Below are 14,855 nucleotides of genomic sequence, written 5' to 3'. Positions count from 1 at the left end.
TCCCGGCTCAGCTGCGCAGGTAGGAGGCGCCGTTCAGGTCGACGATCGTGCCGCTGGCCCACTCGGCGTCCGGTGACGCCAGATACAGGACGGCGGCCGCGATCTCCTCGGGCCTCGCCACTCTCCCGAACGGGCTCTGCGCGCGGATCTCGTCGCCCCGCGGCGCCTTGAGATGCTCGTCGGTCATGTCGGTCTCGACGAAGCCGGGCGCCACGGTCGCCACGGCGATGCCGAGGGGCGCCAGGGCGATGGCGAGCGACTGGCCCAGCGCGTTCAGGCCCGCCTTGCTGGCCCCGTAGGCGGGACTGTCGGGCTCCCCGCGGAAGGCGCCGCGGGAGGAGACGTTGACGATCCTGCCGCCCGGAGCCATGTGCCGTACGGCGTTCCAGGTGACGTTGGCCGGTCCGACGAGATTGACGGCCAGCGTCTCGCGCCACACCTCCTGCCACTCCTCGTACGAGGTCTCCATGATCGGGTGGTGCAGGAAGACCCCCGCGTTGTTGACCAGGACGTCGATGCCGCCGAGGGCGGCCGCGGCCTCCTCGACCATCCGCCGCGCGTCGGCGGGATCGGCGACGTCGGCCTGGACGACGGCGTGGCCCGCTCCCGGCAGTTCGGCACGGACCCGTTCGGCCAGTTCGGGGGAGCCGCGGTGATGGATGGCGACGCGGTCGCCGGCGGCGGCGAAGGCCGTCGCGATCGCCCGTCCGATTCCGCGCGACGCGCCGGTAACGAGGACTGCTCGCTCACTCACAGGGGGAGACTAGCGTCCCTTCTGTTCCGATCATCACGGTGTGGTGCCCCTTCGAGGGAAGATCCGCTGAGTTTGCCGCGGCATGAGACAGGAGCGGTGATCGAGCGGCCACGGTTTGGCGTTGCGGCGGGCCCAAGGAAAGCGATGGGTGTTTCTCTGCAAAAAGACAGTCATAGGTGCCTGTTGTCTGAAATGTGCCGATTTATCGTGGTGCCTTCCCCATGCAGCTTCGCGTCGACCGGGAGGGAGGGCTGTGAGATCCGGACGACTGAGACTGCGTCCCCACTCCATCCGTACTCGTTACACCCTCACCGTGGGGGTCCTGGCCCTGATCGTCCTCACGGTGATCGGTGTCAGCCTGGACCTCGGTGCGCGCGGCCGGGTCCAGGACCGTGCGTTCGGTGAGACGCAGCGCGTCGGCATCGCCTGGGTCTCGTTGATGCGGCCCGGCCGGATTCCCCAGCCCTACCCGGTCGATCACGTCGAGTTCCTCCAGCTCGTCGACTCCAAGGGGAGGGTGGAGGCGGCCACCCGCGCAGCGGCGAACAGGCCTCTCAGCGAGGTGCGGCCGTCGGTGCGCGACCGCGTCCGGTATCTCACCGAGTGTCCGTCCGAGGGGCGCTGCCTTCTGGTCACGGCCATGCGGATCCTGCCGCAGGCGGCCGACGTGCTGTGGGCCGGCGAGCCGCATTTCCTGTACGCCGCGACCGTACAGCCGTGGATCCTGGCGGCGCACCGGCTGGAGTTCGGCATCCTCGCCGCGGTCCTGCTGGTCTCCGCCATCGCCGCCTGGACCACCTGGCTGGTGGTGGGCCGGACGCTGCGGCCCGTGATGGCCATCCGCGAGCAGGTACGCGAGGCGACCCGCAGCGACCTGCGGCTGAGGGTCCCCGAGCCGCCCGGCGACGACGAGATCGCCCAGCTCGCCCGCACCTCGAACCAGTACCTGGAGCGACTGGAGGAAGCGGTGACCTACCAGCGCCGCTTCGCCTCCCTGGCCAGCCACGAGCTCAGGTCCCCGGTGGCCGCCCTGCGCACCCAGCTCGACGAGGCGCTCACCTACCCCGAGGATGTCGACCCACGCGAGACCATCCGCACCGCGATGCGCACGACGGAGCGGTTCCAGGCGATCATCGACGAGCTGCTGGCCTACACCCGGCTCACGAACGCCTCCACGTCGCGCCCCGAGCCGCTCGACCTCATCGCGCTCGTACGTGACGAGGTCGCCGCCCGATCACACGGCACCTCGGTGACCCTGCGTGCCACGGGCGGCCCGCTGCTCGTCGAGGGCGTGCGGCTGCACCTGATCGGCGTCGTGAACAACCTTCTGACCAACGCGCAGCGGCACGCCTGCTCCCGCGTCGAGGTCACGGTGGAACGGGCAGGGGATCACGCCGTGCTGGCCGTCCAGGACGACGGCGACGGCATCGCCCCGCAGGACCGCGAGCGGGTCTTCGAACCCTTCGTCCGTCTCGCCGACGGGCGGCGCCGCGACCCCGGCGGCAGCGGCCTGGGCCTCGCCATCTGCCGCGAGACCGCCAAGGCCCACAACGGATCCCTCACGATCGAGGACGCCCCGCGCGGGGCCCGGTTCGTGCTCCGCATCCCCGTGCTGTCCGGAGCCCCGGACGCCGGGACGGGGACGGCGCCCGCCCAGGCGGGCAGCACGACGGAGCGCCCCAGGACCCACGTCCCCACGTGACCGGCGCCCTCCTACCTACCCGAGGGTGCGTACGGTGACCTCCAGCCGGGAGGCGAGCTCGGCCACGCTCGTGCCGTACGTCTCTGCCACGGTGACGCCCTCGGGGCCGATGTGGAAGACGGCCAGGTCGGTGTAGACGCGGCTCACGCAGGCCAGCCCGGTGAGCGGGTAGGTGCATTCGGGGACGAGTTTGGGCGTGCCGTCCTTGGCGAACAGCGTCATCATGACGAACACCTGCTTGGCGCCGGTGGCCAGGTCCATGGCGCCGCCGACCGCGGGGATGGCGTCGGGAGCGCCGGTGTGCCAGTTGGCCAGGTCGCCACGCTCGGAGACCTGGAAGGCGCCGAGCACGCATACGTCGAGGTGACCGCCGCGCATCATCGCGAACGAGTCGGCGTGGTGGAAATAGGAGGCGCCCGGCAACTCGGTGACGGGCATCTTGCCGGCGTTGGTCAGATCGGGGTCGATCTCGTCGCCGTGGGCGGCGGGTCCCATGCCGAGCATGCCGTTCTCGGTGTGCAGGACGACCCCGGAGCCGGCCGGGAGGTGGTCGGCGACCGTCGTCGGCTGGCCGATGCCGAGGTTGACGAAGGACCCGGGCGGGATGTCCCGGGCGACGAGGGCGGCGAGTTCGTCGCGGCCGAGCGGGCCGCGGCCGAGGTGTTCGACGGTCTTCACAGGGGTTTTCACAGTGGTTTTCACGACGTCGCCTCCGTCGCGCTCAGGTCCAGGATCCGGTCGACGTAGATGCAGGGGGTGACCACGGCCTCGGGGTCCAGCTCGCCGGTCTCGACCACGTGGTGCGCCTGCGCGATCGTCAGCGTCGCTGCGGTCGCCATGACCGGCCCGAAGTTGCGCGCGGTCTTGCGATAGACGAGGTTGCCCATCCGGTCGCCGACATGGGCGGCGATGAGGGCGACGTCCCCCTTGATCGGATACTCCAGCACGTAGTCGCGGCCGTCGATGGTGCGCGTCTCCTTGCCCTCGGCCAGCGGCGTGCCGACCCCGGTCGGGCAGTAGAAGGCGCCGATGCCGGCCCCGGCCGCACGCATGCGCTCGGCGAGGGTGCCCTGCGGGACGACCTCCAGCTCGATCTTGCCGGCCCGGTAGAGGCCGTCGAAGACCCACGAGTCGCTCTGGCGCGGGAACGAGCAGATCATCTTGCGCACCCGCCCGGCGGCCAGCAGCGCCGCCAGGCCGGTGTCGCCGTTGCCCGCGTTGTTGCTGACCACCGTCAGGTCCGTGGCCCCCTGCCGGATCAGCGCGTCGATGAGCCGTACGGGCATACCGGCCATGCCGAAGCCGCCGATCAGCACGGTGGAGCCGTCCGCGATGCCCGCGACCGCCTCGGCGGGGTCGGTGAACACCGTGGTCATGACGCGCTCACGTTCTCGAGCACGACGGCCAGGCCCTGGCCGACGCCGATGCAGATCGCGGCCACGCCCCACCGCTCGCGCCGTTCGCGCAGCACGTGGGCGAGCGTGCCGAGCACGCGCCCGCCGGAGGCGCCCAGGGGATGGCCGATGGCGATGGCGCCGCCCCTGGTGTTGACGATCGCGGGGTCGACCTTCCAGGCGTCGAGGCACACCAGCGACTGCACGGCGAACGCCTCGTTCAGTTCGACGGCGCCGACGTCGTCCCAGCCGATGCCGGCCCGGCGCAGCGCCTGGTTGGCCGCCTCGACCGGCGCGTACCCGAACATCTGCGGTTCGAGCGCCGTGGCGCCGCGACCCGCGACGCGGGCGATCGGGTCGGCGCCGATCCGCTCGGCGGCGGCACGCGAGCCGAGCACGACCGCCGAGGCGCCGTCGTTCAGCGGGGAGGCGTTGCCAGCCGTGATGGCGCCGTCGGGGCGGAAGGCCGGCTTGAGCCCGGCGAGGATCTCCGGCGTCGTGCCGGGCCTGATGCCTTCGTCCCGGGTGAGGTCGGCGCCCTCGACCGGGACGACCAGGTCGTCGTAGAAGCCGTCGTTCCAGGCCGCGTCGGCCAGCACGTGCGACCGCGCGGCGAAGGCGTCCTGCCGCTCGCGCGAGACGCCGAACCTCTCGCCGAGCTGCTCGTTGGCCTCGCCGAGGGAGACCGTCCACTCCTTGGGCATGCGCGGGTTCACCAGCCGCCAGCCGAGCGTCGTGGAGACCGCGGTCACGTCCCCGGCGGGAAAGGCACGGGAGGGCTTGGGCAGCACCCAGGGGGCCCGCGTCATCGACTCCACGCCACCGGTGACGACGACGTCGGCGTCGCCGCTCTCGATGGCCCGCGAGCCGATCATGGCGGCGTCCAGGCTGGACCCGCACAGCCGGTTCACCGTGGTGGCCGGCACGGTCACCGGCAGCCCGGCCAGCAGCACGGCCATCCGGCCCACGTTGCGGTTGTCCTCGCCCGCGCCGTTGGCGTTGCCCCACACCACGTCGCCGATCTCCGCCGGATCCAGTCCGGGGAGCTTGGCCAGCACACCGCGCAGCGCGGTGGCCGCCAGGTCGTCCGGCCGGACACCCGCGAGCGCCCCGTTGAACCTGCCGAACGGCGTACGCGCCGCGGCGTAGACGAAGGCCGAGCCCATCACGTTCCCTTCTTGTTCGCTATGCGAACGTAGGTTCATTTTGCGAACGCCACGAGCATAGTCCATGCCGTCGATGCGCCACCGAGGCAGCGTCCGGCACGCTTCCCCGCCGCGCCTGCTTCTACTAGGGAAATGACGCCGGACGGCCTAGCCTGGGGCGATGTCGGTCGACGGTACGGCGGCGTACGCCGATCTCACGGGGTTGCCTCCGCTGGTCGGGCGTGCGGTCCAGGTGGCCCGGCAGGCGGGCTTCGGTCCTTCCTGCCGGCCTGAGCAGGGGCGGCTGCTGTACGCCATGGCGGGCGGCGCCGAGGTGATCGGGGAGACCGGCACCGGGTGCGGAGTGGGCCTGGCCTGGCTGGCCTCGGGCGCCCGGCCCGGGACCCGGCTGGTCAGCGTCGAACGGGACGCGCATCGAGCGTCCCTGGCCGCCCAGGTCTTCCTCGATCATCCGCAGGTCTCGGTCTTCTGCGGTGACTGGCGGGAGATCTATCGGGACGGGCCGTACGACCTGCTCGTGCTCGATGGCGGCGGCCAGGGCAAGAGCGGCGAGCAGCCGGCTGATCCGCACCGGCTGCTCAGGCCGGGAGGCACGCTGGTCGTCGACGACCTGACCCCGGCTCGGCACTGGCCGCCGCGGTTCGACGGCGCTGTCGACCGGGCGCGGATGCACTGGCTCGGCCACCCGGGGCTGGACGCGGCCGAGCTTCGCCTCGCGCCGGATCTGGCCGCGCTCGTGGCCACTCGCCGGTTCGCCGAGACGTCCGGCACGGCGGATCACTGAACCGGGTCGCGCAGCGCGACCCTTTCCCTCCGGGTCAGGGCTTCGTGGCGGTGACGGGCTCGGGGACGTCGTGACCGGCCGTACGGCCCGCCGGACGTGCGGGGAGCGCCATGGTCACTGCGGCGGCGACGAGGGCGGCGGCGCAGCCGATCAGCATCCCGGCGCGGAAGCCGCCCTCCGACGGCAGCACGTGCCCGCCCAGCCGGATGGTCATCTGCGACAGGACGACGCCGACCACCGCGGCCGAGACCGTGGTGCCGATGGAGCGCATCAGCGTGTTGAAGCTGTTGGCGGCGGCGGTCTCGGAGCGCGGGACCGCGCCCATGATCAGGGCGGGCATCGCCCCGTAGGCCAGGCCGACACCGATGTTGCAGACGCAGGTGACGATCAGCAGGCCCCAGGTGGAGCCCAGCAGGACCGTCGAGGAGCCGTATCCGAGCGCCATGACCAGGCTGCCGGCGATCAGGGTGACCTTGGGGCCGCGAGCGGCCGACAGACGGGCGCCCAGCGGCGAGACGGCCATCATCACCAGGCCTGAAGGGGCCATCCACAGGCCGGCCGCCAGCATCGACTGGCCCAGCCCGTAGCCGGTCGCCGCGGGGAGCTGCAGGATCTGCATCACGATCAGCGCCTGGGCGTACATCGAGAAACCGACCACGATCGAGGCGAGGTTGGTCAGCAGCACCTGCCGCCGCGCGGTGACGCGCAGGTCGACCAGCGGGTCCCTGACGCGCAGCTCCCACCAGCCCCACAGCAGCAGTACGACCAAAGCGGCGGCGAGCAGGCCGAGCGTGGTGCCGCTCGCCCAGCCCCAGTCGGCGCCCTTGGAGACGCCCAGCAGCAGGCACACCAGCCCGGCGCCCAGGCCGAGCACACCGGCGGCGTCGATCCGGCCGGAAGCCCGGGCGGGTGTGGCCGGGACCAGCAGCCAGATCAGCACCGCGACCAGCACGCTCAGCACGGCCGAACCCCAGAACAGCGCCCGCCAGCTCGCGTACTCGGCGACCGCCGCCGCGATCGGCAGGCCGAGTGCGCCACCGATCCCCATGGACGAGCTCAGCAACGCGATGGAGGGACCCAGCCGCTCGGGCGGCAGCAGGTCGCGCAGGGCGCTGATGCCCAGGGGGATCATGCCCATGCCCATGCCCTGCAGCCCTCTTCCGATGATCATCGGGACCAGGGAGCCCGCCGTCGCGCAGACGGCGCAGCCCGCGATCAGCGGCACGGAGCAGACCAGCATCATGCGGCGCTTGCCGTACAGGTCGCCGAGCCGGCCGGTGACCGGAGTGGTGACCGCTCCCGCGAGCAGCGTGACGGTGATCACCCATGAGGCGTTCGACGCGGTGGTGTGCAGCAGGTTCGGCAGTTCGCCGACCAGCGGCACCACCAACGTCTGCATGAGCGACGCGACGATGCCGGCCACCGCCATCACGCTGACGATGCCGCCGGGGCGAGCGGCGGACGTGGAGCCTCCCACGTGGGTCTCCCTCGAATCGATGGTCAAAACGATGTGCACCCTACACATCATGTGTTACAGGCACAATTCGTGTAGGGTGCACACATCTGTACGAGAAGGAACCGGCATGGACAAGCCCACGCACCTCATCGAGTTCGAGACCATGCTGCTCGGGCGGCACCGGCACCTCGACCGCAGTGCCTACCTGCTGCTCAGCCGCATCCACATGACGGGCCCGATGTCCATCGGCCAGCTCAGCGACGCCTTCGGACTGGACGTGTCCACGCTCAACCGGCACACCTCGGCCCTGCTGCGCGCCGGGCTGGCCGAACGCATTCCCGACCCCGACGGCGGCATCGCCCGGAAGTTCCGCCTGACCGAAGAGGGCGAGCGGTGGCTCGGCGAGGAGCGCGAGAAGAACATCCTCGGCCTGGAGAAGGTGCTGGCCGACTGGACGGCCGAGGACGTCGCGGCCTTCGCCGCCTACCTGAAACGGTTCAACACCGACATCGAAAGTCTCGCCGGACGGCCCTGGCCCCGACCCTGAGCAGCGGACTCGCAGGCACCGGCCTCACTCGGCGGGGAAGCCGGACAGCTCCTCGACCGCCGCGTCCAATGAGGTGTCCACGCCGTCGTCGACCAGCTTCCGGTACGCCGGGTCGCCCGCCACCGCGAGACGCCGGATGCCGTCGGCGGAGGCGCCGACCCGCCGGCGGACTGTCTCGACGAACCGCCCGGCCGGGCCGTCCCAGCCGTAGGCGTCGAGGAACAGCCGCAGTCTCCGGGGCCGCTCGGCGAACGCGGTGAACCCCTCCGCCGCCGCGACATGGCGGGCGTGCAGCGGCACCCAGGAGAAGGCGGTGAAGGCGAGGTCCCACTCCGGCGTGACCGGACCGGCGAAGTCCCAGTCGAAGAAACCGACGAGGCGCCCGTCGGCCCACGCCGCGTTGTACGGCGCCGCGTCGTTGTGGCCGACGACCAGGCCGGGCCGCCAGGTTCCTCCCTCGCGCCAGACCGCGTCCGGCGGAGGGACGAAGCTGGACACCGCGGTGTGGAAGTCGCGCAGCCAGCCGCCCACCTGGCGGAGCGCGTCGTCACTGTGCACCCACGCGGGCCATGGCCGCGCGGTGCCGAGCACCTCTCCCGGCAGGTATGACAGGACCTCCCGGCCCTGGTCGTCGAACCCTCGTGCACGCGGCGCCCCTTCGAACCCCACGTCCTCCAGATGCCGCAGCAGCGCGTGCACGGCGGGCGTCCACGGGCCGGGGACACGGCGGACCGTGTCGCCGACCCGGACCGCCCCATTCGTGTTCCCGCCTGGAAGAGGTCTCTCCTGGGTCATGTCTACTCCGTGTATCCCTCCGCGCCTGACAGCCCCGGCGCGCGAACGAGCGGCAGGCCCGGGCGGGCGGCAGTGTACTGCCGCGCCGTCCGCGCGGGACCGGAGAGAGCGAGGAGGCCTGTCCGCCTGGCTCAGCCCTCGGCGCCACATCGGGAAAGATCGGCTACCGGGAAAGTCCGTTCAGACGAAGATCGGATCCACTACGCTCTGCCCGTCTGAAACCGGAGGATACGGAATGCCCCTCATCTATGGCGGGTTCGGTCTGGTTCTGCTCGCCTTATGGATCTTCTGCCTGTTCGACGTGATCGTCGCGGCGGAGGAGGACTGCCGCAACCTGCCCAAGGGGTTGTGGATCCTGATCGTCCTGTTCCTCCCCGAGGTCGGGTCGATCCTGTGGCTGGTCGCGGGCCGGCCGCAGACTGTGACGCGGCCCGGCGGGCTGCCGTACAAGGGCAACAACGGGCGCTTCCCCGAGTACGACCGGCCGGGCCGGTTCGTCCCCTCCAACCCCGACGACGACGAGGAGTTCCTCCGCCGCTGCCGGGAGCGGGCCGAGGAACAGCGCCGCGCCTACCGAGAGCAGCAGCGTCAGGCGGAGAAGAACCAGGACCAGTAGTGGCGGGCTCCCGGGCGAGCCCGATCCGGCGCGACGCCAGCGAGGCGAAGCCGAGCACGGACCGGTCCCAGGGCATCGCGACGTCCGCGGGAACGAGACTTTTGACTCCGATGCTCGTCGCCCCCGAACCCGCTCGTGGCGCTCCTGCCGCGCGGGTTCTTCCCGGCGCTTCGCTGGATTCGCTGGGGCGTCCTCGGGCGTCATCTTCCGGCGGCTGCGGCGGGGCCTCCTGCCGATCAGTGGTGCCGTGGGAGACGAAAAGGATGACTATGTCTCCATGAAGTCAGCCGCTGCTTTCCACCACGTCACCCGATCGAAGTCGTCTCCGGTCGCGGCATCTCACGCTGCCGAGACCTGGCGAGAGTCGTCCCGGTAGGACTGAGCTATTCGTCCCGGTACCGGCCCTGCCGTTCTGCAGAGCCGTCAACCGCTGGTAGGGGACGGCGCGCGAACGTACCCTGAGTGGGGCGGTGGCCCTTGCCCGCGCTCCTGGGGTTCGCGAATGAGGTGACCCGGCGATGGAACATCGATCAAGCAGCGACGTGCCCGACCCGAACGAGATCGCGGAGTTGCGGGCTCGGGCTGATGCCGGCGACCAGAACGCGGCAGGGCGGTTGGGGGAGTTGCTTGCCAGGAGCGGCGATCCGCAAGGCGCACTGCGGGTGTGGGCTCGAGCCTACGGCGACTCCTCGCCCACGACGAAGCGGTTGGCTGAGTTGAAGGCCGAGGACGGCGATCTGCAAGGCGCGGTGTCGACGTGGCAGGTTTCTGACGCTGTGCGGCAGAACCGGGAAGGTCTTCATCAGGAGTACCTGGACACCCTGGATGCCTACGAACGGCTCGAAGACGATGACCCCGAGGATTGGGCGTTCATAGAGGAGGAGGAGTTGACCCGGCTGCTGGCCGAGCGGGGTGACGAGGCGGCGATCGCGAAGCTGCGGGCCCAGGCCGACGCCGGCGACTCCGCCGCGGCGATACTGCTGGCCAGGTGCGAAGAACGCTACCGCCGCAGACAGAACGCGACGGCGCGGTCCCGAAGCCCCCATGGGGAGTGACCTTCGATCGGTGGGAAGACCTCGCCCGGCGTTTGGGCGCGAGGTTCGGCATGTCGCGGCTTCCTTCTTACATGTGTCCGGCTTCCCGATCCCGCCCACGGTCGCGGGAACGAGGGCCGCCGAACGCGGATGAGCCCTGGCCGCATGACCAGGGCTCGCGCGTCCGCCGCCGCGTCACACCTCCAAGAGCCGGGACAGCCGGACGATCGCGCCGGCCGCGAGGTCCACGACCACCGGGCCGGACGCCGCCGGCCGTACGCTGCCGTCGTCCCGCGTGAGCGTCACGGACACGGCGACCTTCCGGTCGAACGTCGAGCGGTCGGCGACCAGCGGTTGCACCAGGGTGACCTCGAGCGTGGGCGCGTCCGCGGGGAGGACGGCCCGCGCGACCTCGATGCCGGACACCGCGAAGACCAGCCCCACGCCGGCGATGCCCGCGGCCCGCAGGTCCACGTCCCGCCGGATCAGGACGGCCGTGTGCAGGTTCTCCAGGTAGACGTTGCGGACGACCAGCTGGACGGGGTCCGCAGGGTCGAGCAGCGCCTGCGGCACGACGGCCCCGTCCCGGACGGCGGCGGGCAGCGCGACGTCCCCGTGGGCGGGCACGCGCGCCGGCGGGTCGAGCGGGACACGCTCCCATCCTCCGACGGCCGGCCGCACCCAGAGAGCCGTCACCGTGGCCGCCGTGTCGGCGTCGTTGCGCAGCCCGGTCGCGGTGACCCGTACCGGCCCGCCCGGGTACGGGCCGGCCAGCTCGTCCACGTCCAGGTGCACGGTGGTCGCGATCGAGGTGGAGGAGTCGCCGGTGTCGAAGACGACCTGCGAGACCGCGTCGCCGCCGCGCAACTGGGTGACCGCCACGACAGCGTCGTCGTAGTCCACGTGCAGCGCCAGACGGATCGCGTCGTCGTCCAGGACGGCGCGCAGGCCGCCCTCCAATGTGCTCGACCGCACCGACACCCCGGTCGACCCCACCGAGGGGGACGTCGGGAGCAGCACACGGACGTCGCGCCCGCCGGCGTCCGCGCGCAGCAGCCACTCCAGCTCGGTGAGCTCGGCCGCCGACAGATCGGGCACGCACCGGGCCTGCAGCCGGCACGGCAGGCCCGCGTCCACGGTGGCGTCGAACACCTGCAGCCACTCCAGCTGGGGGCGGCCGGCCACGTCGCGGGCCACCCGGTAGTGGGTGGGCACGACGAGGTACGTGGCCGGCTGCTGGAGCGACTCCCACACCGAGTACCGGTGGTCGCGGTCCAGGCGCGGAGCCGGCGCGAACCGCCGGGCCGGGACGCGGCCGAGCTGGAAGGCGTCCTGGCAGCCGACGATCACAGGCTCTCCGCCCTCGACGTCCTGCCGGTACAGGCCTGGGTTGTCCCGGCACGGCACCAGCAGCGGCAGGCGGTGCGAGCGGGTCACGGACACGCCCATGTCGATGGTGAACGACGGGGGGTCCGTGGCGAACCCGTCGGGGTCGAGCCCGCCCGATCCCGTGGTCCCGGTGAGGATCCCGCCCCGCCGCCCGCCGAGGTCGTCGCGGAGCACCAGGCGCCGACCGGCGCGCGGCAGGGGGAGCGGAACCCGGGCGAGGGCCAGCGGGGCCGAGAGGTCCTGCGCCGGCGCCTCCACCTGTGCCTCCAACCGGGCCTCGGCCGGCGACGCCGCCGGCAAGGCCGGCCCCGCCACCGCCGAGTCCGCGAGCGACGCTTCCACCGCGCCCGGCGCCGCCGCGGAGGTGCCCGTGAGCGCCGACTCCGTGAACGGCGGCGACACCTGAGTCAACCGGACGGCGCCCCGCCCGGCGATCGTGAGCTCGCCGGGGACGCGGACCTCGGTGGTCACCACGTCCGACCAGTTCGGATGCTCGTCGGGGATCGGGTGCTCCACGCGCAGCGGCTCCTCGAACGGCCATCCCCGTACCGGCACGACCTCGAGAGTGCCTGGCCTGTCGTGGTTCACCACCGAGGTGGCCCACGCGGCGAGCGTCTCCTGCACGCCGACGAAGCTCGTGCTGACGATCATCCCCGCCCCGTCGTCCGGCTGGAAGCCCGGCGTGCTCAGCGCGCCGTACGCGGCCCTGGCCACGGCTCCGCTGATCTCGGCCCGGCAGTGGACGACGTCGTCGCGCCGGTCCACGTCGACCGGGAGCTCGGTGGAGGCCGGCCGGCCGGTGTCGGCGTCCACGAACGGGATGCGCAGCCGTACGCTGACGTCCGTCCACGGGACGGGCCGGGCTCCGGCGGGCGGCGAGGGGAAGCGCAGCACGGCGGTGAGCGTCGCGCTGAGGACGGGTGATCCCTCGTCGTCGTGACCGGTGACGCGGAACAGGAACCGAAACGTGCCCTCGGAGGCGGGCACGAGCTCCGGCGCGGGCGCCCACCAGGGCGAGCCCAGCTGCGAGTCCGGCAGCAGGGGCTCGCTCCGGTCGGCCGCTCCGACGCGGGGGCCCGGCTCGTCGGCCGGGACTCCTGGCGTGTTCATCCTGGTCAGTCCTGGCTCACGACGGTGACACCGGGAGCGGTCTTCTTCGGCACCCGCACGGACAGGTCGCCGCTGCCTTCGCCGTCCGTCCAGGGCCCGATCCACTCGTCCCCGTCCTCGAACAGCGTGCCCTTGATGATCACGCGCGCCCGGTACCGGTACGCCGGGGGCCGTCCCGGCTGTCCCGTGTAGAGGGCGAACCGGCGTTCCTTGTAGTTCTCCCCGGTGTCGGCCATGGTGAAGGTGAACGTCACGATCGGGCGCTCGCCGCCGTCGGGGCCCTCGCCCTTGGGCTGCACCTGCACCTCCACGATCTGGTTGCTCGCCGTCAGGTCCCGGTTGATGGAGATCGGGGCGAGCACGAGCGCGCCGGCGTTGTCGGCGCGCACGGCGACGTTCAGGCTGTCGGTGAGTGTGCCGAACGGGCCCGGGTCGAGGTCCACCTCGTTGGCCTCGACGATGATCCGGGAGAACCGGTCGTCGAGGGCGGACGGCGCCTCGTCGAACTGGATGGTGCGCCGGACGAACACCTTGTCCGGACGCCACCCCTCCGGCGCGCCGGCGACCTCCTCCGCCTTCTTCTGGGTCTGCCGGGCGAAGAAGACCTCGCTGGTCGCGCCGCTGGCGTAGACGAGGGTCGGCGAGGAGGCGGGGGCGAGCGGGGTGGTCTCCCCGACGGGGGCGCCCTCGCCGTGCACGTCGGTCGTCGCGTCGACCTCCTGCGGGCGCGGCGGCGGCAGGAAGTCGTGGGCGGACCACGCGATCTCGCCGTTCACGCTCGGGTAGCCGATCTGGACGCTGGCGAACTTCACCGGGTCGCCGCTCACGCCGTGGTCCGGGTCGGGCCACTTGATGACGGGCCGGCAGACCGTGGTGATCTTGCGCTCCCAGTTGTCCAGGTACAGCGTGCGCATGTAGCGGCTCTTGAGCTCCGGGTGGGCGGCCAGCAGGTCGGCCACGCCGTCCACGTTGCCGCCCATCGTGCTCGGCTGCGCGTACATCTCGTCGACCTCGAACGTGAAGGAGTTGGCGATCTCCACCCGATCGTGGCGGAAGTTGAGGTTGAACCCCGCGCCGAAGCCCCAGCCGAAGAGGTTGAGCAGCCCGCCGGGCTTGGGCGGGCCCGGGTCCTGGACCTCCGGCATCGGCTGGAAGATCACTTGCTTCGCCTGATCCAGCCACATGGCCACGAGCATGTCGATGTACTTGGTGACCATCGCCTCCTTGTTGTCCGCGCCGGGAATGGTCCGGTCCATCTCCAGCTCGACCTTGATGTCGCCGTTCATCCGCAGCGTGTTCCAGGTGGCCTTGAGGTCGCCCGAGCTCCACCACCAGCTGGCGTTGGCCTGGGCCGTGAAGTGGCTGAACACCCGCTCCCAGTCGGCGGTCATGTGCAGCCGCGTGATCGGCGCCCACAGCGGCAGTGTGAGGTCGGCCGTCACCCCGATGGGCACCTCGGTGCCCAGCAGTCCCTGCTCCACCTGCGCCGCCGCGAACGTGCCGAGGTTGACGACGAACGGGTGCTCGGCGGTGGGGATCAGGCTGCCGGTTCCGGCGCCCTGGGCGGTGACGAAGAACGGGTCGCCCGCGTTGCCGCCCTGCGTGCCGTCCTGGTCGGTGATCATCAGGCGCAGCGTGGAGCTCCTGATCGGGATCGGCCGGATGTCGGCGATCGTGGACCGGCCGGCCACGCCCGGCTTGACCTGCCAGAACCGGTCCCGGCTGCCCTGCTGCATCCGTTCCAGGATCTGCTTGTGCGCGGCCTGCAGGACGCCCTCGGGCGGCGCGCCGGTCATCGCGAAGCTGAGCACCCCGCCCGAGGTCTCCCGGGTCTGCCCGGGGGCCACGCCGAGGTTCGTCTGGCCGTCCTGCACGCCGAGGAAATGCAGGAAGCTGAGCCTGAGGTCGCCGTTCGGCTTGCGCGCCAGGCGCATCCGCTCCGGCAGCCAGTAGAAGACGGGGTTGGCCCCCTGAGCCTGGAGCTCGTCGTTGTGCTTGTCGGGGAGGAAGACGAGGGAGTATTCGACGCCGGCGTCGTTGAGGGTGACGGTCTCGAAGCCGCCGGCCATGATCGGTCCTGCTGGGTTCACCATCGCTGGCTCCTGAAC

13 protein-coding genes are annotated in these 14,855 nt (G+C 71.7%); 5 read left to right on the top strand and 8 right to left on the bottom strand.

Translation table 11 applies throughout. From position 1 onward, the window contains the following. Positions 1-7: 7 nt before the first annotated feature. Positions 8-754, bottom strand: coding sequence for an SDR family NAD(P)-dependent oxidoreductase (locus Msi02_RS17625; RefSeq protein WP_079313006.1), 747 nt, complete (start codon positions 752-754; stop codon positions 8-10). Between the two features lie 313 nt (positions 755-1,067). On the opposite strand from Msi02_RS17625, the gene Msi02_RS17620 reads away from it, so the two are divergent. Beyond that, the gene (locus Msi02_RS17620; RefSeq protein WP_204049359.1) at positions 1,068-2,456 is read left to right on the top strand and encodes a sensor histidine kinase; all 1,389 of its coding nucleotides are present in this window, start codon (positions 1,068-1,070) and stop codon (positions 2,454-2,456) included. 15 nt (positions 2,457-2,471) lie between these two features. On the opposite strand, the gene Msi02_RS17615 is transcribed toward Msi02_RS17620, so the two are convergent. Genes Msi02_RS17615 through Msi02_RS17605 form a run of 3 tightly spaced genes read right to left on the bottom strand, consistent with a single transcriptional unit; the run spans position 2,472 to position 5,016 of the window. Further along, positions 2,472-3,158: a 3-oxoacid CoA-transferase subunit B gene (locus tag Msi02_RS17615; RefSeq protein WP_275414150.1), complete on the bottom strand. Its 687-nt coding sequence runs from the start codon at positions 3,156-3,158 to the stop codon at positions 2,472-2,474. Then, positions 3,155-3,832: a 3-oxoacid CoA-transferase subunit A gene (locus Msi02_RS17610; RefSeq protein WP_079313012.1), complete on the bottom strand. Its 678-nt coding sequence runs from the start codon at positions 3,830-3,832 to the stop codon at positions 3,155-3,157. The genes Msi02_RS17615 and Msi02_RS17610 overlap by 4 nt, the downstream gene beginning before the upstream one ends. Continuing rightward, on the bottom strand, positions 3,829-5,016 hold the full coding sequence (locus Msi02_RS17605; RefSeq protein WP_204049458.1) for a thiolase family protein: 1,188 nt from the start codon (positions 5,014-5,016) through the stop codon (positions 3,829-3,831). Before Msi02_RS17605 ends, Msi02_RS17610 begins: the two co-directional genes overlap by 4 nt. A 160-nt stretch (positions 5,017-5,176) precedes the next feature. Between Msi02_RS17605 and Msi02_RS17600 the strand changes: the two genes are divergently transcribed. Then, positions 5,177-5,800, top strand: coding sequence for an O-methyltransferase (locus tag Msi02_RS17600; RefSeq protein WP_204049358.1), 624 nt, complete (start codon positions 5,177-5,179; stop codon positions 5,798-5,800). Between the two features lie 34 nt (positions 5,801-5,834). On the opposite strand, the gene Msi02_RS17595 is transcribed toward Msi02_RS17600, so the two are convergent. Beyond that, positions 5,835-7,277, bottom strand: coding sequence for an MFS transporter (locus Msi02_RS17595; RefSeq protein WP_239108479.1), 1,443 nt, complete (start codon positions 7,275-7,277; stop codon positions 5,835-5,837). A 106-nt stretch (positions 7,278-7,383) separates the two neighbouring features. Here Msi02_RS17595 and Msi02_RS17590 point away from each other — a divergent pair, with 106 nt between their 5' ends. After that, the gene (locus Msi02_RS17590) at positions 7,384-7,803 is read left to right on the top strand and encodes a MarR family winged helix-turn-helix transcriptional regulator (RefSeq protein ID WP_204049357.1); all 420 of its coding nucleotides are present in this window, start codon (positions 7,384-7,386) and stop codon (positions 7,801-7,803) included. A gap of 24 nt (positions 7,804-7,827) precedes the next feature. Here the strand turns inward: Msi02_RS17590 and Msi02_RS17585 are convergent, their stop codons facing one another. Continuing rightward, complete coding sequence (locus Msi02_RS17585) at positions 7,828-8,598, bottom strand: phosphotransferase (RefSeq protein ID WP_204049356.1); 771 nt, start codon at positions 8,596-8,598, stop codon at positions 7,828-7,830. A gap of 235 nt (positions 8,599-8,833) precedes the next feature. On the opposite strand from Msi02_RS17585, the gene Msi02_RS17580 reads away from it, so the two are divergent. Both Msi02_RS17580 and Msi02_RS17575 read left to right on the top strand, forming a co-directional pair. Beyond that, positions 8,834-9,214, top strand: coding sequence for a PLDc N-terminal domain-containing protein (locus Msi02_RS17580; RefSeq protein ID WP_204049355.1), 381 nt, complete (start codon positions 8,834-8,836; stop codon positions 9,212-9,214). A 518-nt stretch (positions 9,215-9,732) separates the two neighbouring features. Further along, positions 9,733-10,269, top strand: a complete 537-nt coding sequence (locus Msi02_RS17575) for a hypothetical protein (protein ID WP_204049354.1) — start codon at positions 9,733-9,735, stop codon at positions 10,267-10,269. 174 nt (positions 10,270-10,443) lie between these two features. Here the strand turns inward: Msi02_RS17575 and Msi02_RS17570 are convergent, their stop codons facing one another. Next, complete coding sequence (locus tag Msi02_RS17570; RefSeq protein ID WP_204049353.1) at positions 10,444-12,747, bottom strand: hypothetical protein; 2,304 nt, start codon at positions 12,745-12,747, stop codon at positions 10,444-10,446. A 5-nt stretch (positions 12,748-12,752) separates the two neighbouring features. Then, positions 12,753-14,840: a hypothetical protein gene (locus tag Msi02_RS17565; protein WP_204049352.1), complete on the bottom strand. Its 2,088-nt coding sequence runs from the start codon at positions 14,838-14,840 to the stop codon at positions 12,753-12,755. Positions 14,841-14,855: the final 15 nt, after the last annotated feature.

It is taken from the genome of Microbispora siamensis, assembly GCF_016863095.1.
GTDB classification, from domain to species: Bacteria; Actinomycetota; Actinomycetes; order Streptosporangiales; family Streptosporangiaceae; genus Microbispora; species Microbispora siamensis.
Note: the sequence above shows the minus strand (reverse complement) of the source record. Positions and strands in the feature narration are given on the sequence as shown.